The organism is Bradyrhizobium sp. i1.15.2 (assembly GCF_040548425.1).
Classification (GTDB): Bacteria; Pseudomonadota; Alphaproteobacteria; order Rhizobiales; family Xanthobacteraceae; genus Bradyrhizobium; species Bradyrhizobium canariense.
This window is the reverse complement of record NZ_JBEPRQ010000001.1, coordinates 785,862-806,245: the sequence shown is the minus strand read 5'-3', so window position 1 is coordinate 806,245 and position 20,384 is coordinate 785,862. Positions and strand designations below refer to the sequence as shown.

The 20,384-nt window shown below is 64.8% G+C and carries 17 protein-coding genes; 1 reads left to right on the top strand and 16 read right to left on the bottom strand.

Annotated elements, in window-relative coordinates:
* Positions 1-231: 231 nt before the first annotated feature.
* The 8 genes from pnp to rimP all read right to left on the bottom strand — a co-directional run bounded on the left by pnp (position 232) and on the right by rimP (position 10,612).
* Entirely contained in the window at positions 232-2,385 is a 2,154-nt protein-coding gene (gene pnp / locus ABIB80_RS03745) for a polyribonucleotide nucleotidyltransferase (RefSeq protein ID WP_007598347.1), read from the bottom strand.
* A 376-nt stretch (positions 2,386-2,761) separates the two neighbouring features.
* Positions 2,762-3,031: a 30S ribosomal protein S15 gene (gene rpsO / locus ABIB80_RS03740; RefSeq protein ID WP_007598346.1), complete on the bottom strand. Its 270-nt coding sequence runs from the start codon at positions 3,029-3,031 to the stop codon at positions 2,762-2,764.
* Positions 3,032-3,034: 3 nt separating this feature from the next.
* Positions 3,035-4,153: a tRNA pseudouridine(55) synthase TruB gene (gene truB, locus ABIB80_RS03735; protein WP_007598345.1), complete on the bottom strand. Its 1,119-nt coding sequence runs from the start codon at positions 4,151-4,153 to the stop codon at positions 3,035-3,037.
* Complete coding sequence (gene rbfA / locus ABIB80_RS03730) at positions 4,150-4,581, bottom strand: 30S ribosome-binding factor RbfA (RefSeq protein WP_007598344.1); 432 nt, start codon at positions 4,579-4,581, stop codon at positions 4,150-4,152. Before rbfA ends, truB begins: the two co-directional genes overlap by 4 nt.
* 156 nt (positions 4,582-4,737) lie before the next feature.
* A complete protein-coding gene (gene infB / locus ABIB80_RS03725) occupies positions 4,738-7,443 on the bottom strand; it encodes a translation initiation factor IF-2 (protein ID WP_007598342.1) in 2,706 nt (901 codons plus the stop codon).
* A gap of 70 nt (positions 7,444-7,513) precedes the next feature.
* On the bottom strand, positions 7,514-8,197 hold the full coding sequence (locus ABIB80_RS03720; RefSeq protein WP_007598339.1) for an RNA-binding protein: 684 nt from the start codon (positions 8,195-8,197) through the stop codon (positions 7,514-7,516).
* A 22-nt stretch (positions 8,198-8,219) separates the two neighbouring features.
* Entirely contained in the window at positions 8,220-9,830 is a 1,611-nt protein-coding gene (gene nusA / locus ABIB80_RS03715; protein ID WP_007598336.1) for a transcription termination factor NusA, read from the bottom strand.
* A 2-nt stretch (positions 9,831-9,832) separates the two neighbouring features.
* Positions 9,833-10,612, bottom strand: a complete 780-nt coding sequence (rimP, locus tag ABIB80_RS03710) for a ribosome maturation factor RimP (RefSeq protein ID WP_035993842.1) — start codon at positions 10,610-10,612, stop codon at positions 9,833-9,835.
* Positions 10,613-10,975: 363 nt separating this feature from the next.
* On the opposite strand from rimP, the gene ABIB80_RS03705 reads away from it, so the two are divergent.
* Entirely contained in the window at positions 10,976-12,058 is a 1,083-nt protein-coding gene (locus tag ABIB80_RS03705) for a DUF2336 domain-containing protein (RefSeq protein WP_007598332.1), read from the top strand.
* Here the strand turns inward: ABIB80_RS03705 and ABIB80_RS03700 are convergent.
* The 8 genes from ABIB80_RS03700 to miaB all read right to left on the bottom strand — a co-directional run bounded on the left by ABIB80_RS03700 (position 12,055) and on the right by miaB (position 20,381).
* On the bottom strand, positions 12,055-12,765 hold the full coding sequence (locus ABIB80_RS03700; RefSeq protein ID WP_007598330.1) for a tRNA (guanine(46)-N(7))-methyltransferase TrmB: 711 nt from the start codon (positions 12,763-12,765) through the stop codon (positions 12,055-12,057). The two genes, ABIB80_RS03705 and ABIB80_RS03700, sit on opposite strands and share 4 nt — an antisense overlap.
* Positions 12,762-13,919 (bottom strand): M20 family metallopeptidase, encoded by a 1,158-nt coding sequence (locus tag ABIB80_RS03695; RefSeq protein WP_007598328.1) that lies wholly within the window; start codon positions 13,917-13,919, stop codon positions 12,762-12,764. The genes ABIB80_RS03700 and ABIB80_RS03695 overlap by 4 nt, the downstream gene beginning before the upstream one ends.
* A gap of 85 nt (positions 13,920-14,004) precedes the next feature.
* Positions 14,005-14,418 carry a helix-turn-helix domain-containing protein gene (locus ABIB80_RS03690; RefSeq protein ID WP_007598327.1) on the bottom strand — a complete coding sequence of 138 codons (414 nt, stop codon included), beginning with the start codon at positions 14,416-14,418 and terminating at the stop codon, positions 14,005-14,007.
* A 210-nt stretch (positions 14,419-14,628) separates the two neighbouring features.
* Positions 14,629-16,242, bottom strand: a complete 1,614-nt coding sequence (gene lnt / locus ABIB80_RS03685; protein WP_007598326.1) for an apolipoprotein N-acyltransferase — start codon at positions 16,240-16,242, stop codon at positions 14,629-14,631.
* Positions 16,239-17,357, bottom strand: coding sequence for a hemolysin family protein (locus tag ABIB80_RS03680; protein WP_007598324.1), 1,119 nt, complete (start codon positions 17,355-17,357; stop codon positions 16,239-16,241). The genes lnt and ABIB80_RS03680 overlap by 4 nt, the downstream gene beginning before the upstream one ends.
* Position 17,358: 1 nt before the next feature.
* Positions 17,359-17,868 (bottom strand): rRNA maturation RNase YbeY, encoded by a 510-nt coding sequence (gene ybeY, locus ABIB80_RS03675; RefSeq protein ID WP_007598322.1) that lies wholly within the window; start codon positions 17,866-17,868, stop codon positions 17,359-17,361.
* Positions 17,869-17,929: 61 nt separating this feature from the next.
* Positions 17,930-18,988, bottom strand: a complete 1,059-nt coding sequence (locus ABIB80_RS03670) for a PhoH family protein (protein WP_007598320.1) — start codon at positions 18,986-18,988, stop codon at positions 17,930-17,932.
* A 4-nt stretch (positions 18,989-18,992) separates the two neighbouring features.
* Positions 18,993-20,381: a tRNA (N6-isopentenyl adenosine(37)-C2)-methylthiotransferase MiaB gene (miaB, locus tag ABIB80_RS03665; RefSeq protein WP_007598314.1), complete on the bottom strand. Its 1,389-nt coding sequence runs from the start codon at positions 20,379-20,381 to the stop codon at positions 18,993-18,995.
* Between the last annotated feature and the right edge of the window lie 3 nt (positions 20,382-20,384).

Sequence of the window (20,384 nt, the reverse complement as noted above, 5' to 3'; positions counted from 1 at the left end):
TCTCCCGCTTGCGGGAGAGGTCGACGCGCTCCGGGCGATGCGAAGCATCGTCCCGCGCGGCGGGTGAGGGCTCTCTCCTCATTGGGAGTCTCTCTGCGGAAGCAACCCTCTCCCGGACCCTTTCCCGCAAGCGGGAGAGGGAGCGCAGATCGGCCGGAGCAGGCACAAACGAACACAAACAAAAAGGGCGGCCGCGAGGCCGCCCTTCGTGTGTCTGGCAGGTAGCGAGATTTACTCGCCGGCCGCTTCGCGCGCGGGCTGCTGGCTCTCGCCCTTGCCCTCGAGGTCTTCGCCGGTCTCCTGGTCGACCACCTTCATCGACAGGCGGGTCTTGCCGCGGTCGTCGAAGCCGAGCAGCTTGACCTTGACCTTGTCGCCTTCCTTGACGACGTCGGAGGTCTTCTGCACGCGCGCCGAGGCGAGCTGGCTGATGTGGACGAGACCGTCCTTGGAACCGAAGAAGTTCACGAAAGCGCCGAACTCCATCACCTTGACGACGGTGCCGTCATAGATCTGGCCGACTTCCGGATCGGAGGCGATCGACTTGATCCACTTGATCGCGGCCTTCATGGCCTCGCCGTCGTTGGAGGCGACCTTCACGGTGCCGTCGTCCTCGATGTTGACCTTGGCGCCGGTCTTCTCGACGATCTCGCGGATCACCTTGCCACCGGTGCCGATCACTTCGCGGATCTTGTCGGTGGCGATCTTGAAGGTCTCGATGCGCGGCGCGTATTCGCCGAGCTCGGCACGGGCGTTGGTCAGCGCCTTCGACATCTCGCCGAGGATGTAGATACGCCCATCCTTGGCCTGGCCGAGCGCGACCTTCATGATCTCTTCGGTGATGCCCTCGATCTTGATGTCCATCTGGAGCGAGGTGATGCCCTGCTCGGTACCGGCGACCTTGAAGTCCATGTCGCCGAGATGGTCCTCGTCACCGAGGATGTCCGAGAGAACCGCGAAGCGCTTGTCTTCGAGGATCAGCCCCATCGCGATGCCCGCGGTCGGCCGCTTCAACGGCACGCCGGCGTCCATCAGCGCGAGCGAGGCGCCGCAGACCGAAGCCATCGACGAGGAGCCGTTGGATTCGGTGATCTCCGATACCACGCGCGTGGTGTAGGGGAATTCGTGGTGCGGCGGCAGCACCGGGTGGATCGCGCGCCACGCGAGCTTGCCGTGGCCGATCTCGCGGCGCTTGGTGCCGCCGAGGCGGCCGGTCTCACCGACCGAGTAGGGAGGGAAGTTGTAGTGCAGCAGGAACGTCTCTTTGTACGTTCCCGACAGCGCGTCGATGTACTGCTCGTCCTCGCCGGTGCCGAGCGTGGTCACGACCAGCGCCTGGGTCTCGCCGCGGGTGAACAGGGCCGAGCCGTGGGCGCGGGGCAGCACGCCGACTTCGGCGACGATGTTGCGCACGGTCTTGGAATCGCGGCCGTCGATGCGCTTGCCGGTGTCGAGGATGTTCCAGCGAACGATCTTGGCTTCGAGCTCCTTGAACACGCCGCCGATGCGCAGCTTGTCGTATTTCGGCTCCTGGCCTTCCGGGAAGTAGTGCGCGATCACCTTTTCCTTGACCTTGCCGACCGCGGCGTAGCGATCCTGCTTGACCGGAATGGCGTAGGCGGCGCGCAGTTCCTGCTCGACCATGCCGAGCATTTCCTTTTCGAGCGCCGAATTGTCGATCGTGGTGACCTCGCGCGGCTCCTTCGCGGCCTTTTCGGCGAGCTCGATGATCGCGTTGATCACCGGCTGGAAGTGGCGGTGACCGAACATCACGGCGCCGAGCATGATCTCTTCGTTCAGCTCCTTGGCTTCCGATTCGACCATCAGCACGGCGTCTGCGGTGCCGGCGACGACGAGGTCGAGCTGGGTGTCGACCATCTCGTCGAGCGTCGGGTTGAGGATGAACTCGTCATTGGCGAAGCCGACGCGCGCGGCGCCGATCGGGCCCTTGAAGGGAGCGCCCGACAGGGTCAGCGCAGCCGACGAGGCCACCAGCGCGACGATATCGGGATCGTTCTCCATGTCGTGCGAGAGCACGGTGACGATCACCTGGGTCTCGTTGCGCCAGCCGTCGACGAACAGCGGACGGATCGGGCGGTCGATCAGGCGGGAGACCAGCGTTTCCTTCTCGGTCGGACGACCTTCGCGCTTGAAATAGCCGCCGGGAATGCGGCCGGCTGCGTAGGTCTTCTCCTGGTAGTCGACGGTCAGCGGCAGGAAGTCGACGCCTTCGCGCGGTGACTTCGCGGCAACGACGGTGGCGAGCACCACGGTCTCGCCGTAGGTCGCGACGACGGCGCCGTCGGCCTGGCGGGCGATCTTGCCGGTTTCGAGCTTGAGAGGGCGTCCACCCCAGTCGATCTCGACTGAATGCTTATTGAACATAGAGGTCTTCTTTCATGGGTTCTCGAAAGAAGGACGGGTCGAAAAACAAAAACCATGCGCAAGATTGCGGGACGTTGATCGAAGCGGGCGATCAGCGTCCTGCGATCCTGCCATGGTTTTTGGATTTCGGATGGCGTCCATCCCTTCGGGTCATACGGGCGCCTTGCCCGTTGTGCCCAGCCGCCGGATTGCTGCTGGACTGTCAGTCGGCACGAACGCGAACACCGAAGCGCGGTGTTCGCCCATCATGCCCGGATGCTCGCCGTCAACGGCTCGCATCCGACGCGCACGCAGCCTCGACGAAAAACCTTTAAACAAACGCTTTCGTTCGAAATCACGCGCGAAAACGCGCGCCGGTTGGCGCGCGCAAGAACTCTTAACGACGAATGTTGTGCTTCTCGAGCAGCGCCTTGTAACGCGCCTCGTCCTTCTTCTTCACATAGTCGAGGAGCGAGCGGCGGGTCGAGACCAGCTTCAAGAGGCCGCGACGCGAATGGTTATCCTTCACGTGGGTCTTGAAATGGTTGGTGAGGTTGGCGATGCGTTCCGACAGGATCGCGACCTGAACCTCTGGCGAGCCGGTATCGCCGGCCTTGTTGGCATTCGTCTTGATGACTTCCGCTTTGCGTTCTGCGGCAATCGACATCGGTCAATTTCTCTCGTTGCGATCGGCGCTGGCAGTCAGGCCGGTCAGGTTGAACACACGCTTGGGGATGATTTCGCCATTGCCGACTTCGGCAAGCGCGAGAAGCCGGCCTGCCACCGTGACATAGACTGTGCCGCTACAAGTGGGCGCATCCCGTCCGCGCAACAAAACGGCTTGGCCCCGATGGAGCCTTGCCGCATCAGCCCGAGTGACGGCCAGTGCCGGGATGTCGTCCAGCGCGGTCTCAACGGGCATAAGCGCGTCGGCGAGGCTACCCTCGCCGGACGCGGCTCTATCGCACAAAGCCTCCAACTGATCCAGCGGAATCATGTCGTTCTCGCCAAATGGGCCGACCAGGGTCCGCCGCAGCGCGCAGATATGGCCGTAAGTGCCGAGAATCCGGCCCATATCGCGGGCCAGCGCGCGGACATAGGTGCCCTTGCCGCACTCGGCCTCGAACACGGCCCGGTCACTATCCGGTTGATCTACAAGGCTTAAACGGTGAATCTCGACGGGGCGGGGGGCCAGTTCCACGATCTCGCCGTCGCGGGCGAGGTCGTAGGCGCGCTCGCCCTGGACCTTGATCGCGGAATAGCGCGGCGGGATCTGCTGGATCACCCCGGTGAAACGGGGCAGCAGGGCCTCGATGGCCTCCCGGGTCGGGCGCTGGTCCGAGGTTGCGGTCGCCCGGCCCTCGATGTCGTCGGTGTCGCGCTCCTCGCCCCAGCATACCGTGAAGCGGTAGCGCTTGCGGCCGTCCATGACGAAGGGGACGGTCTTGGTGGCCTCGCCGAGCGCGATCGGCAGGCCGCCGGAGGCGAGCGGATCGAGCGTGCCGGCATGGCCGGCGCGTTTAGCGTTGAACAGGCGCTTGAGCACAGCAACGGCCTGCGTCGAGGTCATGCCGATCGGCTTGTCGAGCACGACCCAGCCGTGGACGTCGCGGCGGTCGCGGCGCGGCTGGTTGCCCTTCTGCTTGTTGGCGCGCGGATCGTTGTTGACGCGGCGCGGCTCCTGGTGCGGCTGAGAATTGCCGCTCACATCCGCAAAATTATTTTTCTGCACGTCGAGCTGATCGGCCTCTTCGCCGCCGATCGTGCCGTGAGCCGGGTCCATCGTCATCGTTCTTCTTCCCGATCCGTATCCGGATCCTGTTCCAGGTCCTTCTGCACCGCGGGTGTTCGCAAAAGCTTCTCGATCCGTTCCGCTTCGTCGAATCGTTCGTCGACGCGGAAGCGAAGGTCAGGTGCAAATTTCAGGTTAACGCGCCGCGCGACCTCGCCGCGCAGGAATTTCTTGTTGCGCTCGAGCGCAGCGAGGACGACCTCGGTGTCGCGGCCACCGAGCGGCATCACGTAGACTGTCGCGAGCTTCAGGTCGGGCGACATCCGCACCTCCGGCACGGTGATGATGTGGCCTTCGAGGTCAGCATCATGCACGCTGCCTTGCGCCAGAATCTCGGCTATCGCATGGCGAACCTGCTCGCCGACCCGCAACTGACGTTGCGAGCCGCCGGACGCGGAACTCTTTTTCTGATGATGGCGGGGCATGGTCTGAAAATCACCTCGTCATGCCCGCTTTTGGGACACGGGCATTGTCATTTGTCTTGCTGAAACGAAGAGGGGTGGATGGCCGGAAAAAATCCGGCCATCGCACTCCCGCAATTCAGTTCAAAAAAGATCCAGGCGCTTCGGTAAGATTTGGACTTACAGGGAGCGCTGGATCGTCTCCACGCGGTAACACTCGATGACGTCACCGGCGCGCATATCGTGATAGTTCTCGAAGGCCATGCCGCATTCCTGACCGGACTGGACTTCCTTCACTTCGTCCTTGAAGCGCTTCAGCGTCGACAGCTTGCCCTCGTGCACGACGACGTTGTCGCGGATCAGACGCACGTTGGCGCCACGTTCCACGGTGCCATCGGTGACGCGGCAGCCGGCGACCTTGCCGACCTTGGAGATGTTGAAGATCTCCAGGATCGCGGCATTGCCGAGCATGGTTTCCCGCAGGGTCGGCGCGAGCAGGCCGCTCATGGCCTTCTTCACGTCGTCCACGAGGTCGTAGATGATGTTGTAGTAACGGATCTCGATGCCGTTGCGCTTGGCGGCCGCAGCGGCCTCCTTGTTCGCACGAACCGAGAAGCCGATGATCGCGGCGTTGAAGCCTTCCGCGAGCGTCACGTCCGATTCCGAGATGCCGCCGACACCGGCATGCAGGATACGCGCGGCGACTTCGTCGGTGCCGAGCTTCTCCAGCGAGCCGAGGATCGCTTCCAGCGAGCCCTGCACGTCGGCCTTGATGATCAGCGGGAATTCCTTGCGGCCCGCCGTCTTCAGCTGAGACATCATCTGCTCGAGCGAGCCGCGCATGCCGGAGATCGAGGCAGCCGCGTTCTCGCGCTTCTGGTGCGCGCGGTAGCTGGTGACCTGGCGGGCGCGGGCTTCGTTCTCGACCACGGCGAGACGATCGCCGGCTTCCGGCGGACCGTTGAAGCCGAGCACCTCGACCGGCACCGACGGACCTGCCTCCTGCACCGTCTCGCCCTGATCCGAGATCAGCGCGCGGACGCGGCCCATTTCAGCGCCGGCGACGATGATGTCACCGACACGGAGCGTGCCGCGCTGGACCAGAACGGTCGCGACCGGACCGCGGCCACGATCGAGCTTGGCTTCGATCACGGTGCCTTCGGCCGGACGATCCGAATTGGTCTTGAGGTCGAGGATGTCGGCCTGGAGCGCGATCATCTCGAGCAGCTTGTCGAGATTGGTCTTGTTCTTCGCCGACACTTCGACGTCGACGACTTCGCCGCCGAAGGATTCCACCTGCACCTCGTGCTGGAGCAGCTCGGTGCGCACGCGCTCGGGCTTGGCGTCGGGCTTGTCGATCTTGTTGATCGCAACAATGATCGGCACCCGCGCCGCCTTGGCGTGGTTGATGGCTTCGATCGTCTGCGGCATCACGCCGTCGTCGGCCGCAACCACCAGCACGACGATGTCGGTGACCTTGGCGCCGCGGGCGCGCATCGCGGTGAACGCGGCGTGGCCGGGCGTGTCGATGAAGGTGATCTTCTTGCCGCTTTCGGGCGACAGCACCTGATAGGCGCCGATATGCTGGGTGATGCCGCCGGCTTCGCCGGAGACGACATTGGCATGACGGAGCGCGTCGAGCAGCGAGGTCTTGCCGTGGTCGACGTGACCCATCACGGTCACCACCGGCGAGCGCGGCTCGGTGTCGGTGGAATCGTCGATGGCGTCGAACAGGCCTTCTTCAACGTCGGACGCGGCAACGCGCTTGACGGTGTGACCAAGCTCCTCGGCGATCAGTTGCGCAGTGTCGGCATCGATCACGTCGGTGATCTTGTGGATCGCGCCCTGCTTCATCAGCATGCGGATGATTTCCACCGCGCGCTCCGACATGCGGTTGGCGAGCTCCTGGATGGTGATCGCTTCCGGAATGACCACCTCGCGGATGAGCTTTTCTTTCGGCTCGTTCGCGGCATGGCCCTTCAGGCGCTGGGTGCGGCGGCGGAACGAGGCGATCGAGCGCTCGCGGACGTCGTCGGCATTGAAGGCGGTGACGACCGTCAGGCGGCCGCGCTCCTTCTGCGGGCCGGGCTTGTGGGTGGGCTTGGGAGCGACCACAGGCCGCGCAGCGCCGCCGGGGCCGCGACGGATCTGGCGCGGACCTTCGTCCTCGTCCGGTCCGGCTGCGACAGCGGGGGCGCGGCCCACCGGGCCTCCCGGCCGCTGCGTGGTCGTTCCGGGCCGCGCGGTCGTTGTTCCCGGGCGTGCCGTGGTGGTTGTACCGGGCCGCGCCATCGGCGCTCCTGGCCGCGCTGCAGGAGCGGCCGAGGTCGCCGTTGCAGGGCGGCCCGCGGATTGCGGTTGCTCGCCTTCGCCAAAACGCTTCTTGGCCTCGGTTTCGGCCTTCCGCTTGGCTTCCTCTTCGTGGCGGTGACGCTCCTCCTCGGCCTTGCGACGGGCCTCGGCAGCCTCGCGATCGGCACGCTCGGCGCTTTCGCGGACCGCGCGGCGCTGGGCCTCTTCCTCGGCATGGCGGCGCTCTTCGACTTCGCGCACCTTGGCATCGGCCAGCGCGCTGGCGCGGGCGGAACGTTCGTCCTCGGTCAGCGTACGCAGCACCACACCGGAGCCGGCGTTGCGCGGCGGCGCGGGGCGGGCCGGAGCAGGCTTGGGCGCGGCGGCGGCCGGCGCGGGCTTCGCCACCTCGGCCACCTGCGGCTCGGGGCTGCCGTCGACACGGCGCTTGCCACGCTTCTCGACCACGACCTGCTTGCTACGGCCATGACTGAAGCTCTGGCGCACGGTGCCCGTTTCGACGCGCGGCTTGAGCGATAGCGTCTTGCTCGGAACGCTCAGCTTCTTGTCGCCAGGGGTCTTGGTATCAACCATTAAGCAGTCCTAATCCTGATCTTGTTGTCTTGTGCGTTGCCGCACCGTGCTATCGGGTGGTCGTTGTCTCTCAGAAATCCTGGCCGGGCTTTTCGGCAGTCCTGTCAGCGTCCGCCATCCGGTATCGGACCAGCATCTGGCTACGTGACAGGAATGACTTGCTCGCCGGGCCCGCGAGCAGGGCAGCATGTATCACATTTGACCGGGTAAGTGCCAAATCCAATTCTGTCGATTTTAGTGCGGTGACGACGGGAATCGGCGGCTTGGCGCCGCGATTTCCCTCATTTTGACGCGCCAGCATGTCCAATTTGCGGATTCCGTCCGCGGCCCCGTCGCTGGCATGGATCAGGACCTCGACCGTACCTTCCCGAAGCGCGCTTTCGACCTTGCCGAAACCGGCGACGATCTGGCGCGCTTTGGCCGCAATCCCAAGGGCTTCGACCACGCTCCGGACCAGGAGCGCCTCGATCTCGGCGGGAAGCGTCTGAGGGATGCGCAGCTCGCGCTTGAAGGCTTTGGTAAAATGGTGACGCCGAACGGCTTCCGCAACCACCTCGCGCGAGGCGGTGACCCACATGCCGCGTCCGGGCAGCTTGCGCTTGAGATCGGGAACTATGTGCCCTTGGGGCGAGACGACGAAGCGGATCAGCTCGTCGATCGGCCGGACCTCGCGGCTGACCGCACACATCCGCATGGTCGCGGACCTTTCGGTCCGCGGTCCATGGTCGAGTTCGGGGTCAGTATCGGCGAGCATCCGGGTGACATCCTCCTTCGCCCTAAGCCGGCTGATCTTCGGTCGCCTCGGCCTCTTCAGCGGGCTTGGCGAGATCGGCCTCGGTGATCCAGCCGGCCTTGACGCGGGCCTGCATGATCATCGCTTCAGCATCGTCACGCGAGATATCGAGGCCATCGAGCGCGCCCGGATATTTGGTCTGTTCGCCGCCTTCCTTGCGCTCGGTCCAGCCGACCAGATCGTCCGTGGCGCAGCCGGCGAGATCGTCGACCGTCTTGATGTCGTTCTCGCCGAACTTCACCAGCATCTTCGAGGTGACGCCGGGCACGTCCTTGACGGCGTCCTCGACCCCGAGCTCCTTGCGCCTGGCCTCGAGCTCGGCTTCCAGCTGTTCGAGATATTCACGGGCGCGGTTCTGGAGCTCCTGCGCGGTCTCCTCGTCGAAACCTTCGATGCCGGCGAGTTCCTTGACGTCCACCATCGCGAGTTCCTCGACCGACGTGAAGCCTTCCGACGCCAGCAATTGGCCGACCACTTCGTCGACATTGAGAGATTCCATGAAGACGCGGGTGGAGTTCTCGAAATCGGCCTGGCGGCGCTCCGATTCCTCCTGCTCGGTCAGGATGTCGATGTCCCAGCCGGTGAGCTGCGAGGCCAGACGCACATTCTGGCCGCGGCGGCCGATCGCCAGCGAGAGCTGGTTGTTGGTGTCGGGCACGACGACCTCGATGCGCTCGCGGTCTTCGTCGATGACGACCTTGGAGACTTCGGCCGGCGCCAGCGCGTTGACCACGAAGGTCGCGATGTCGGGCGACCAGGGGATGATGTCGATCTTCTCGCCCTGCAATTCGTTCACCACCGCCTGCACGCGCGAACCGCGCATACCGACGCAGGCGCCGACCGGATCGACCGAGGAATCACGGGAAATCACGCCGATTTTCGCGCGCGAGCCTGGATCGCGGGCAACCGCCTTGATCTCGACGATGCCGTCATAGATCTCGGGCACTTCCTGCGCGAACAGTTTGGCCATGAACTGCGGATGGGTGCGGGAGAGGAAGATCTGCGGCCCGCGGGTCTCGCGGCGGACGTCGAAGATGTAGGCGCGGACGCGGTCGCCGTTGCGGAACACTTCGCGCGGCAGCATCTCGTCGCGGCGGATGATGGCCTCGCCGCGGCCGAGATCGACGATGACGCTGCCGTATTCGACGCGCTTGACGACGCCGTTGACGATGTCGCCGATGCGGTCCTTGAATTCCATATATTGCCGGTCGCGCTCGGCTTCGCGCACCTTTTGCACGATCACCTGCTTGGCGGACTGCGCGGCGATGCGGCCATATTCCAGCGGAGGCAGGGTGTCGGCGATGGTGTCGCCGACCTGGGCACCGGGATTGGCGCGCTGCGCATCCACCAGCGAGATTTGGTTGGAATGGTTTTCGACCGTCTCGACCACCAGCATGTGGCGCGACAGCCGGAGCTCGCCCTTCTTCGGGTCGATCTCGGCGTGAACGTCGGTCTCGCTGCCGTAACGGGCCCGCGCCGCCTTGGCGATGGCATCCTCCATCGCCGCGATGACGATGCCGCGGTCGATCGATTTCTCGCGCGCAACGGCGTCGGCGATCTGAAGCAATTCAAGTCGATTGGCGCTGACTGCCATGGCTAGTCTCCTTCGTCAGGATCGATCTCGCCCCGCCGCGCGCGTTCGGCGGCCAGGCGATGTTTCTTGGTATTGGTCGGAGCCGGCTTTTTCGTCGCGGCCGGCGCCGGCTTCTTGGTCGGTTTGGTGTTCTTGGTCGTTTTTTCGCTGATGCTGGCGTGCGGCGCCGCCGGCGGCTCGAGGCCGAGATTGCGGCGCATCTCGCGTGCCTGGGCCTTGCCGCGGCGCATGGATTCCGCAATCAGCTCGTCGGTCAGCACCAGCCGGGCCTCGGCGATGTCTTCCATCGTCAGGAGAACGTCGGCAGTCTCGCCCGCCTTGACGTCGTCGCGATGCAGATGCACGCGGTCGCCTTCGACGGGGCCGATCGTGCCGCGGAACCGCTTTCGGCCCTCATGGGCGACCGCCATCTCGACCTTCACCAGATGGCCGACATAACGCTCGAAATCGGAGCGGCGCACCAGCGGGCGGTCGATCCCCGGTGAGGAGATTTCCAGCCGATAGGCGCGATCGACGGGATCGGCGACGTCGAGCACGGGCGACAGCGCCCGCGAGATCGCCTCGCAATCCTCGATCTGCATGGAGCCGTCCGGCCGCTCGGCCATAACCTGCACGGTGCAGCCGGATTCCCCGGAAATGCGGATCCGCACCAAGCGGTAGCCCATGCCTTCGAGCACCGGTCCGGCGACCGCGGACACCCGTGCCGCCACGCCCGGCTCGACTACGAGCCTCGGCTCGGCCAGCAATTCGGCATCCGTGGAACCAGGGTTCGGTTCGGTCATGGCAGAGGTCAAGGCGCTCGATATGGTTAAGGCTTGGTTTAAGATCTCAAAGCTCGCTTCGGAACTCTCCCGACAGATCGCCGGGCCGCACATCTTTCACCAAGCCGCGTTCAGGTAATAAAAAAGAGCGGGTCCTTTCGGGCCCACTCTCACTACGCGGATCGTATGAGAAGATGAATTGGCGCTGATATAGCCCTTTCCGTCTTCCCGGACAAGGCCCATGCAGGGCAGGCTGGGCTTTTTGCGCCCTGCCTGCGGCCCCGCGCAACGCTTCCTTCACCTCCGAGGCCTAAATTCCCCGATTGTGGGGCGGCTTGGACCAAGGGCGCACCCGCGGCGTGCCCCGTACGAGTTTGCGTTTTCATGACCGTTGCCACGTCGCTCATTCCCGGACTGGACGATATCGTCAAACGCGGCGACCCGCGGCGTCGCGGCGAGATCGCGCACGCCATCTCCCAATTGTTCTTTCAGGACGCCGAGAACCTCCGTCCCGATGTCATCGATCTCTTCGACAATCTGCTGATCGATCTCGTCCCGCATGCCGAGCTTGCCTCGCGCGTCGATCTCGCCGAACGCTTCTCACGCCTGAGCAACGCGCCCCGGCATCTCGTGAGTCAGCTCGCGCGCGAAAACGAAATCGCGGTGGCGGGTCCCGTGCTGCGCCATTCCCCCGTGCTCGACGACGATGCTCTCGTCGAGATCGCGCGACTGAAGGGCCAGGGCCATCTGCTGGCGATGAGCGAGCGCCCCACGCTGTCGGCTGTCATCACCGACGTGCTGGTCGAGCGCGGCGATCGCGACGTGGTGCGCCGCGCCGCCGGCAATTCCGGCGCGGAGTTCTCGCCTGGCAGCTATTCCGAGTTGATCAAGCGTGCCGCGCAGGATGGCGTGCTGACCCTCAGGATCGGCCAGCGTAGCGATCTTTCGGGCGAGAACCTGAAACAGCTTCTTGACGGTACGCTCGACGTCATCCGCCGTCGCCTCTCGAGCGTGGTCAATCCCGTGCGCCAGGTCGAGATCAAGCGCGCCATGGCGGCCATCGAGGAAGCCACGCTGCCGCCGGGCCCGCGTCGCGATTTCTCGGGAGCGCAACGTACGATTCTGGCCTTGCATCGCGGGGGCCATCTTGGCGAGAGCGCGCTGTTTGGCTTCGCGAAGGCCCACAAATACGAGGAGGCGATCGCGTCGCTCTCGGCGATGTCCGGCGTCCGCCTCTCTGTCCTCGACCGCCTGATCACGGGTGACCGCTACGATCCAATTCTGGTTCTGGCACGTGTGCTGAATGTCAGCTGGCCGACGGTGCGGGAGCTGATCCTGATGTGGTACGGCCCGAATCGCACGCCAGCCGATGCCGACCTTGAGCAGGCGCGCGCGAACTTTACTCGGCTGATGCCGACGACCGCAGAGCGCGTCGTGAATTTCTGGCGCAACCGGCAGACGATCTAGACCCGCCTGAATCGCAGATACGCCGCCTTGCGGCCTTCGCGCGTGGCCTTTCGGCCGTAGCGCGTCATCGTGTATCCGTCCCACGGCAGGCGAAAATCATCGGCGCGCTCCGCGAGCCAGACAAAGTCCTGCGAACGCGACAGATGCGACAGCGTCCAGGCGCAATAATCGTCGATGTCGCAGACGAAACGAAATTCGCCGCCGGCTTTCAGCACGCGCGCCATCGCGGCGATGGTCCAGTCCTGCACGAAGCGCCGCTTCCAGTGCCGCCGTTTCGGCCAGGGATCGGGATGGATCAGGTCGATCCGCGACAGCGAAGCCTTCGGCAGCCAGGCCAGGAGCTCGGCGGCATCGCCTGCGAACAGGCGGATGTTGCCGATCTCGGCGGCCTCGATCTGCGCGAGGATCTTCGCCATGCCGTTGACGTAAGGCTCGCAGCCGATGAAGCCGGTTGTGGCGAAGTTTTGCGCTTCTGCCGCAAGATGCTCGCCGCCGCCGAAGCCGATCTCAAGCCGCAAATCGTCGACGGCGGGGCCGAAGAGCTCGCGGGCATCCGCCGGTGCTTCGCGGTCGATGGCGAGCGCAAGGCGCGGCAGCAGATGATCGATCAGCTCGGCTTGGTGCTGCCTGAGCTTGTGGCCCTTGCGGCGTCCGAAGAAGGCGCGCTCGCTGTCCTCGCGATCGGGATCTGATTTGCGCTCACTCATCGTAGCGTCTGGTACAGGCGATGGAGCAGCCGCGCGCGCGGTTCGAGCGACGAGACATAGAGCTGCTCGTAATGGGTGTGCGCGCCCTTGCCGTCGACGCCGAGCCCGTCGAGCGTCGCGGTGTGGGCGGCGGTGAAATTACCGTCCGAGCCGCCGCCGGTGTGAACGTCGAGCAGCTCGAAACCGATCTCCGTGGCAACGGTCTTTGCATGTTCGTACAGCGAGGCGCCTGCATTGCTCTTCTCGTAGGGCGGACGATTGAGCCCGCCCGTGACCTTGACGGTGACGCCATCCGTCTTCGATGTCAGGGCGAGGATCTTGCCGACGAATTCATCCGCGTCCTTGAAGCTCGGCACGCGCAGATCGATTTCGGCATGGGCTTCTTCCGGCGTCACGTTGGGCCGCGTGCCGCCGCGCACCACCCCGACATTGACGGTGACGCCGCGCGCCAGATCGTTCATCGCTTCCAGCGCCAGGATGACATTGGCGAGCTCGCGGATCGCGCTGCGGCCATCCTGGGGCCGCGTGCCGGCATGCGCGGGCACGCCCTTGATGAACACTTCGAATCGCCCGACGCCCTTGCGGCCGGTGACGATCTTGCCACCGTCGCGGGCCGGCTCCGTCACCAGCACGTATTTCGCCTTGCGCCCTTCGGTCTCGATGAGTGCGCGAGAGGTGGGGCTGCCGATCTCCTCGTCGGAGGTGAACAGATGGGTGATGCCGAGCGGCGGGCGATCGGCCGTGGCACAAAGCGCGCGAAAGGCGTGATGGGCGATGTAGGCGCCGCCCTTCATGTCGTAGATGCCGGGACCGAACGCGCTGTCGCCTTCGACCTTGAACGGCAGGCGCTCGATGAATCCCATGGGATGAACGGTATCGAGGTGGCTCAGCACCAGGATGCTGGGCCGGTCCTGGCCCCAGGTCGAGCGCGCCACGAGATGATCGCCGCAGCCGTCGACGCCGGCGATGCGCTCGAGCGTAACAGGGAGATCGCGGTATTGCTCCGCGACCATCGAGACCAGCTTGTTGACCTGTTCAGGTGCGTCCGTTGGCGTCTCGACCTCCACCCAGCGGCGGATGCCATCGAGAATAGTTTGGGAATCGAACCAATTGGAGCTGACCATGAGCGCATCTGTGCCTTTGAATCGCATCATCGAGGAGGACGCGCATCAAAGCGCGGCCGCAAATGACGACATAGGCCAGATTTGACGCAGTCTCAAATCGGATTGAGAGGGCGCGTCAGCGCTTGTCGGGGCCTTCGCGGGCAGCGATCTGCTCGACGAGATCGACGATCGAGCGGCGCATCTTCGAATCCGTGATTCGGGTGAACGCTTTGGTCAAAGCGAGTCCTTCGGAAGTTGCGAGGAAATCCGAGACGTAAGACGGCGATGCGCCTTCCGCGAAGCCGTCCGGCCCCGCCACGCCGCTCGGACCGCCCTCGAACAGGAAGGACACCGGCACCTGGAGAATTTCGGCAATTTGCTGGATGCGGCTCGCGCCGACCCGGTTTGTGCCCTTCTCGTATTTCTGCACTTGTTGGAAAGTCAGGCCCAAAGCTTCACCGAGCTTTTCCTGGCTCATGCCCAACATGATGCGGCGCATCCGCACGCGACTGCCGACATATTTGTCAACAGGGTTGGGCGCTTTCGACATTTCCTCAGCCCTCCAAACATCACCTTCGGCGCAATCAGGAATGCCTCAGGTGTAAGCAACGTCAAAATCAGACCCTGTTATTGGAAAACATTGCGGAGAAATTTAGCAATGCCCACTGTCTTTTGCAGCCGGTGCAGAATGAGGAGGCCGCGTGCAGTCTGTCAACCGTGGGACTACGGTTGTCAAAAGTTATCGGCCGCGGCTGCGTGATCAGGGGCGCCGCTTGGCAACACGTCGGCGGACCGCCAGAAACACGGCGAGCGCGACGAGCATGGCCGCGGGGACATCGCCCACGCGCGCATAGATGGTCGGCGGGATCGCGGCGGGCAGATTTGCATCCAGAACGCCTTCGATCCCGAGACCGAGGCTGGCGACGATGCGTCCCACCGGATCGATCACTGCGGAAACGCCGGTATTGGCGGAGCGAACCAGCGGCAATCCGAGCTCGATCGCGCGCATCCGCGCCTGTTCGAGGTGTTGGTAGGGGCCGGTCGAGATTCCGAACCAGCCGTCATTGGTGAGGTTCACGATCCAGCCCGGACGCTCATTGCGTCCAGCCACCTCGCCGGGAAAGATTGCTTCGTAGCAGATCAGCGGCAGCGCGGAGGGCGCGCCGGGGACCGCCAGCGCATGCCGCACGGTGCCGGGAATGAAGCCGCCGCGCACACGCGTGAGTTGCTCGAAACCGAGCTTCTCCATCAGACCCTGGTAGGGAAGAAACTCGCCGAACGGCACCAAATGCAGCTTGTCGTACATAGAGAGCACGCTGCCGTCGTGATCGATCACATAGATCGAATTATAGGCGCGGGTGATCGGCGTGCCCCGCGGCAGGTCGGGCGCGCGGACCGAGCCCGTGATCAGCACCGTGCCCTTGGGCAGAAGCTCCGCGATTTGCGCCATCGCATCGGCTTCGCGAGTGAGGAAGAACGGAAAGGCGGATTCCGGCCAGATCAGGATGGTGGCATCACGCACGCCGGTCGATCGCGGTCCGGAGGCGCGGTCCGACAAGGCCAGATATTTCTTCATCACCTCCGCCTTGGCGGCGTAGTTGAATTTCGCGTCCTGCTGGAGATCCGGCTGCATCAGGCGCAACTTGGTGCCGGCGACCATCGTGGTCGGATGCAGCGACAGGCGGATCGCGCCGAAGATACCCATGACAAGCAGGAGCGCCAGGGCCGCGGCCGGTGCGCGCCACGCCAGGCGGCGATCGGGCGTGCGGTCGATCAGCGCCGCGGGGCTCGCGAAGATCGCAACCGTCAGGAACGTCATGCCCCACAGGCCGATCAGCGACGCCGTTTGTGCCAGCGGCAGCGGCTCGGACAGCGCATAGCCGAACGCGTTCCAGGGAAAGCCGGTCAGCGCATGACCGCGCAGCCATTCGGTGATGGTGAGGCTTGCCGCGAGCGCAAGCACGCGCGTCGCGTTCTTGGTCCAGAGCAGGCGGGCGAGCGCAAAGCCCATTGCTGTGAAGATGGACAGATAGGCCGGCAGGCCCAGCACGGCGAACGGCGTCAGCCAGGCGAAGACATCAGCGTCGACGAAGAAGGCGTAGCCGATCCAGTAGAGGCCGGGCACGAAATAGCCGAGTCCGAACCAGTAGCCGGTCAGCGCTGCGGCGGGGACGCCGCGATATCGTCCCGCGCCGGCGCCGTCGATCAGCCAGACCAGCACCGGAAAGGTGATGAAAAGCACCGGGAAGGCGTTGAACGGTGCCAGCGCCAGCACCGAGAGCGCGCCGGCAGCCATCGCGACGAGCGCGCGCTTCCATCCCCAGGTCAGGATGATGGCAAGCGCGATCTGGCGAAATCGCTGGAAAGGGCTCACTGCGGACCGGTCCCGTCGCTTGGCGGCGGGGTGGGGGTGTCGCTGGCCGCCGGCTGGCTGCCATCCGGCGCGGCCTCGCGGCGCCGGCTCTCGCGCTGGGTGCGCGGTGCGGGACGCTCCTTCCGCGTCGAGATCCGCAGTCGCTTGACCCGGCGCGGATCGGCATCGAGCACCTCGATCTCGTAATGGCCGGGGCCCGAGATCACCTCGCCGCGCACCGGCAGGCGCCCGACGAAACTGACGAGATAGCCGCCCAGCGTCTCCACTTCCTCGCCGGCCTCGCCGGTGACGAAATCTTCGCCGATCACGGTGCGGACGTCGTCGAGGCTGGCGCGGGCATCCGCGATGAAGGCGTTGTCGGGCAGCCGCACGATCGAGGGCGGCTCGTCGCTGTCATGCTCGTCGTCGATCTCGCCGACGATCTGCTCGACGATGTCCTCGAGTGAGACCAGCCCGTCGCTGCCGCCATATTCGTCGACCACCAGCGCCAGATGGATGCGAGTGGCCTGCATCTGCGCGAGCAGGTCGATCGCCCGCATCGACGGCGGCACGTAGAGCAGCTTGCGGATGATGCGCGCTTCCTCGAGCGGCAGCGCGAGATCGACCGTACGCAGATCGAGCCCGGCCGGCAGCGGTTTCTTGCGCTTGGTTTTCGTGACCCCCGACACGCGCGCACGCGCGGTCATGAAGGCAAGCAGATCGCGGATATGGACGATGCCGACGGGATCGTCGAGCGTCTCGTTGTAGACCACAAGGCGCGAATGGCCGGCGCTCTCGAAGCGGTCCATCAACTCGCCGAGCGGGATGTCGCGCTTCACCGCGATGATGTCGGCGCGATGCACCATGACATCGGCGATGCGACGCTCGTGCAGGCCGAGGATGTTGCGCAGCATGGTGCGCTCGACCGTCGAGAAGCCGGTGTCGTCGGGCGTCGTGGCGTCGAGCACGACCTGGAGGTCGTCGCGTACCGAACCCGCCTTCCAGCCGAACAGGCTGCGAATGGCACGCAGCAGCCAGCCTTCCGCGGTCGGGCGCATCACCTCGCCTGAGGTCACCACGACCGGTAAATTGGCCGTGTTGCGCGGATTGTCGTGAATCGGGTCCGAATCCGGCATCTCAATGCGTCCCTGGGCGGTCGGCATAGGGATCGGGAATGCCGAGATGAGCCAGGATCTCTCGTTCGAGCGCTTCCATTTCCTCGGCGTCGTCTTCGTTTTCGTGGTCGTAGCCGACCAGATGCAGGAAACCGTGCACGGCGAGATGGCTCAAATGATGATCGAACGGCTTTTGTTCCTCGTCCGCCTCACGCCGCATGGTCTCGTAGGCGATCGCGATGTCGCCGAGCATGCGCGGCGCATCGCCCGGTTTCCATTCGCCTTCCGGCTGCAGCGCGGGAAACGACAGCACGTTGGTCGGCTTGTCGATGCCGCGCCAGTTGCTGTTCAGCGTGCGGATGCCGGCATCATCGGTCAGCATCACCGCCACTTCCGCCTCCGCAACGTCTTCGTCGACATTCTCGGCGGCGGCCGCCACGGCGCGCTGGATCACGGCTTCGGATTCGGGCTCCCGCTGCCAGCAATCGGCGACGACGAGGACCTCGGTGATGGGAAGATTGGGGTGTGACATTGTCCTTGTTCCGAACGAAGGGGCGCCGTGTCCGCGCCCATATGGTCCGGTTGCTGCCTCGTCAGGATTTACCGGCGGCCGGCCGCTGCGGCGCCCCTTCGTAGGCGGAGACGATCCGCGCCACGAGCTCGTGGCGGATCACGTCTTCGGCCTTGAAATGAACTTGCGCAATGCCTTCGACGCCGCTCAGCAGGCGCGTCGCTTCGGCGAGGCCCGAGGTCTGGCCGTTCGGCAAGTCGATCTGCGAGGGATCGCCTGTCACGATCATGCGGCTATTCTCGCCGAGGCGGGTCAAAAACATCTTCATCTGCATCGACGTGGTGTTCTGCGCCTCGTCCAGGATGATGGCCGCGTTGGTCAGCGTGCGGCCGCGCATGAAGGCGAGCGGCGCGATCTCGATCTCGCCGGTCTGCAGCGCGCGCTCGACGATGCGCGCGTCCATCAGGTCATAGAGCGCGTCGTAGATCGGGCGAAGATAAGGATCGACCTTCTCGCGGAGATCGCCGGGCAAAAAGCCGAGCCGCTCGCCGGCTTCCACCGCCGGGCGGGACAGGATGATCTTGTCGACTTCCTTGCGCTCGAACAGTTGCGCGGCATGCGCGACCGCGAGCCAGGTCTTGCCGGTGCCGGCGGGGCCGATGCCGAACACCAGCTCGTGGCGCTTCAGCGCGCGGATGTAGGAATCCTGCGCCGCCGTGCGCGCGCGCACCGGGCGCTTGCGCAAATTGATGCTGTCGAAGGTGGATTTGGCTGACTTGGCGTCGAACTCGAACAGCGAGCCCTGCGCGATCACGGCACGGATCGCGCCCTCGACCTCGCCCTGGTCGAGGTCCTGTCCCTTCATGGCCTGGGCGTAGAGCGTCTCCAGCACGCGGCGCGCGGCATCGCAGCCGTCACGCGAGCCGCCGATGGTGATGTGATTGCCCTTGGAATCGACGACGACACCGAGCCGCCGTTCGATCTGTGCCAGATGCTGGCCGTAAGGGCCGACCAACGCGGATGCGGCGCGGTTGTCGTCGAAGTCGATGACGACCTGGGTCTCGGGCGGAACCTGCATGTCGCGGTCAAATTTGCGGCTGGGAGCGATGGAAGAAGACGAATCCGATGCGCTTTTGGGCAAGGGTTCAGGCTCCAGTGGCGATGGGCGATAAAGCGGGCTCGTGCGCCATGGCGAGCTCACCGAGGAAGCTGTAGCGTTCGAGGCTGTCGATCCGGACCGGCAGGATTTGTCCGATGATGTCGGGCGAGGCCATCACATGGGCGGGCTGGAGGAATGCGGTGCGGCCGACGATCTGGCCATCCTTGCGGGCCGGACGCTCGAACAGGACATCGACCGTTGAGCCAATCGCAGCCTTGTTGAAGGCCGATTGCTGGCTGTCGATCAGTTCCTGGAGCCGCTCCAATCGCTGGTCCATCTCGGAGGGGGACACCGTCTCCTGCATGTCCGCGGCCGGCGTTCCCGGCCGGGCGGAGTATTTGAACGAATACGCAGCAGCGTAGCCGATTTGCGTGACAAGCGCGAGGGTCGCGAGAAAATCTTGCTCGCTCTCGCCCGGGAAGCCGACGATGAAATCTGATGAGAAAGCAATGTCTTGGCGTGCGGACCGGAAACGGTCGATGACATCAAGATAATCATCGGCGGTATGTTTCCGGTTCATGGCGGCCAAAATCCGGTCCGAGCCCGACTGCACCGGCAGGTGCACGAACGGCATCAAGGCATCGAGATCGCGATGGGCTGCAATCAGACTGTCATCTACATCGCGGGGATGGCTGGTTGAATAGCGTAGCCGCGCGACGCCCGGAAGCGCCGCGAGGTGCTCCAGCAGCCTGCCGAGCGGCCAGCTTTTTCCGTCCGGCCCCTCGCCATGATAGGCGTTGACGTTCTGCCCGATCAGCGTGAGCTCGCGCACGCCGTTCTCAGTGAGCCGCTTTACGTCATCGACGATCTTTGCCACCGGCCGCGAGACTTCCGAGCCACGCGTGTAAGGCACGACGCAGAAGGTGCAGAACTTGTCGCAGCCTTCCTGCACCGTGACGAAAGCGGAAATGCCGCGGGCGCGGATCGCGCCGGGCTTGGGCTGCGCGAGGAAGCCGAACTTGTCCTCCGCAGGGAATTCGGTCTCGATGGCGCGGCCTTCATTGCCGGCGCGCTTCAGCAGCTGCGGCAAATGATGATAGCTCTGCGGTCCCACCACGACGTCGACCGCGGGCGCACGGCGCACGATCTCCTCGCCTTCGGCCTGTGCCACGCAGCCCGCGACCGCTATCTGCATGGTGCGCCCATCGCGCGCGGCGGCGTCCTTGGCGACGCGCAGGCGGCCGAGCTCCGAATAGACCTTTTCCGAGGCCTTCTCGCGGATATGGCAGGTATTGAGGATGACGAGGTCGGCGTCGTCAGCGCTGGCCGTCTCCACGAATCCTTCCGGGGCCAGCGTGTCCACCATGCGCTGGGCATCGTAGACGTTCATCTGGCAGCCATATGATTTGATGTGCAGCTTGCGCGGCGGCGTCATGGA

Excerpts from the sequence above, each read along its gene's own strand:
- infB (WP_007598342.1), bottom strand. The coding sequence starts at position 7,443 with ATGGTTGATACCAAGACCCCTGGCGACAAGAAGCTGAGCGTTCCGAGC.
- ABIB80_RS03705 (WP_007598332.1), top strand. The coding sequence starts at position 10,976 with ATGACCGTTGCCACGTCGCTCATTCCCGGACTGGACGATATCGTCAAA.
- ybeY (WP_007598322.1), bottom strand. The coding sequence starts at position 17,868 with ATGTCACACCCCAATCTTCCCATCACCGAGGTCCTCGTCGTCGCCGAT.
- ABIB80_RS03680 (WP_007598324.1), bottom strand. The coding sequence starts at position 17,357 with ATGCCGGATTCGGACCCGATTCACGACAATCCGCGCAACACGGCCAAT.
- ABIB80_RS03690 (WP_007598327.1), bottom strand. The coding sequence starts at position 14,418 with ATGTCGAAAGCGCCCAACCCTGTTGACAAATATGTCGGCAGTCGCGTG.
- miaB (WP_007598314.1), bottom strand. The coding sequence starts at position 20,381 with ATGACGCCGCCGCGCAAGCTGCACATCAAATCATATGGCTGCCAGATG.
- nusA (WP_007598336.1), bottom strand. The coding sequence starts at position 9,830 with ATGGCAGTCAGCGCCAATCGACTTGAATTGCTTCAGATCGCCGACGCC.
- rpsO (WP_007598346.1), bottom strand. The coding sequence starts at position 3,031 with ATGTCGATTGCCGCAGAACGCAAAGCGGAAGTCATCAAGACGAATGCC.
- pnp (WP_007598347.1), bottom strand. The coding sequence starts at position 2,385 with ATGTTCAATAAGCATTCAGTCGAGATCGACTGGGGTGGACGCCCTCTC.
- ABIB80_RS03700 (WP_007598330.1), bottom strand. The coding sequence starts at position 12,765 with ATGAGTGAGCGCAAATCAGATCCCGATCGCGAGGACAGCGAGCGCGCC.
- ABIB80_RS03695 (WP_007598328.1), bottom strand. The coding sequence starts at position 13,919 with ATGATGCGATTCAAAGGCACAGATGCGCTCATGGTCAGCTCCAATTGG.
- rbfA (WP_007598344.1), bottom strand. The coding sequence starts at position 4,581 with ATGCCCCGCCATCATCAGAAAAAGAGTTCCGCGTCCGGCGGCTCGCAA.
- rimP (WP_035993842.1), bottom strand. The coding sequence starts at position 10,612 with ATGACCGAACCGAACCCTGGTTCCACGGATGCCGAATTGCTGGCCGAG.
- ABIB80_RS03720 (WP_007598339.1), bottom strand. The coding sequence starts at position 8,197 with ATGCTCGCCGATACTGACCCCGAACTCGACCATGGACCGCGGACCGAA.
- truB (WP_007598345.1), bottom strand. The coding sequence starts at position 4,153 with ATGACGATGGACCCGGCTCACGGCACGATCGGCGGCGAAGAGGCCGAT.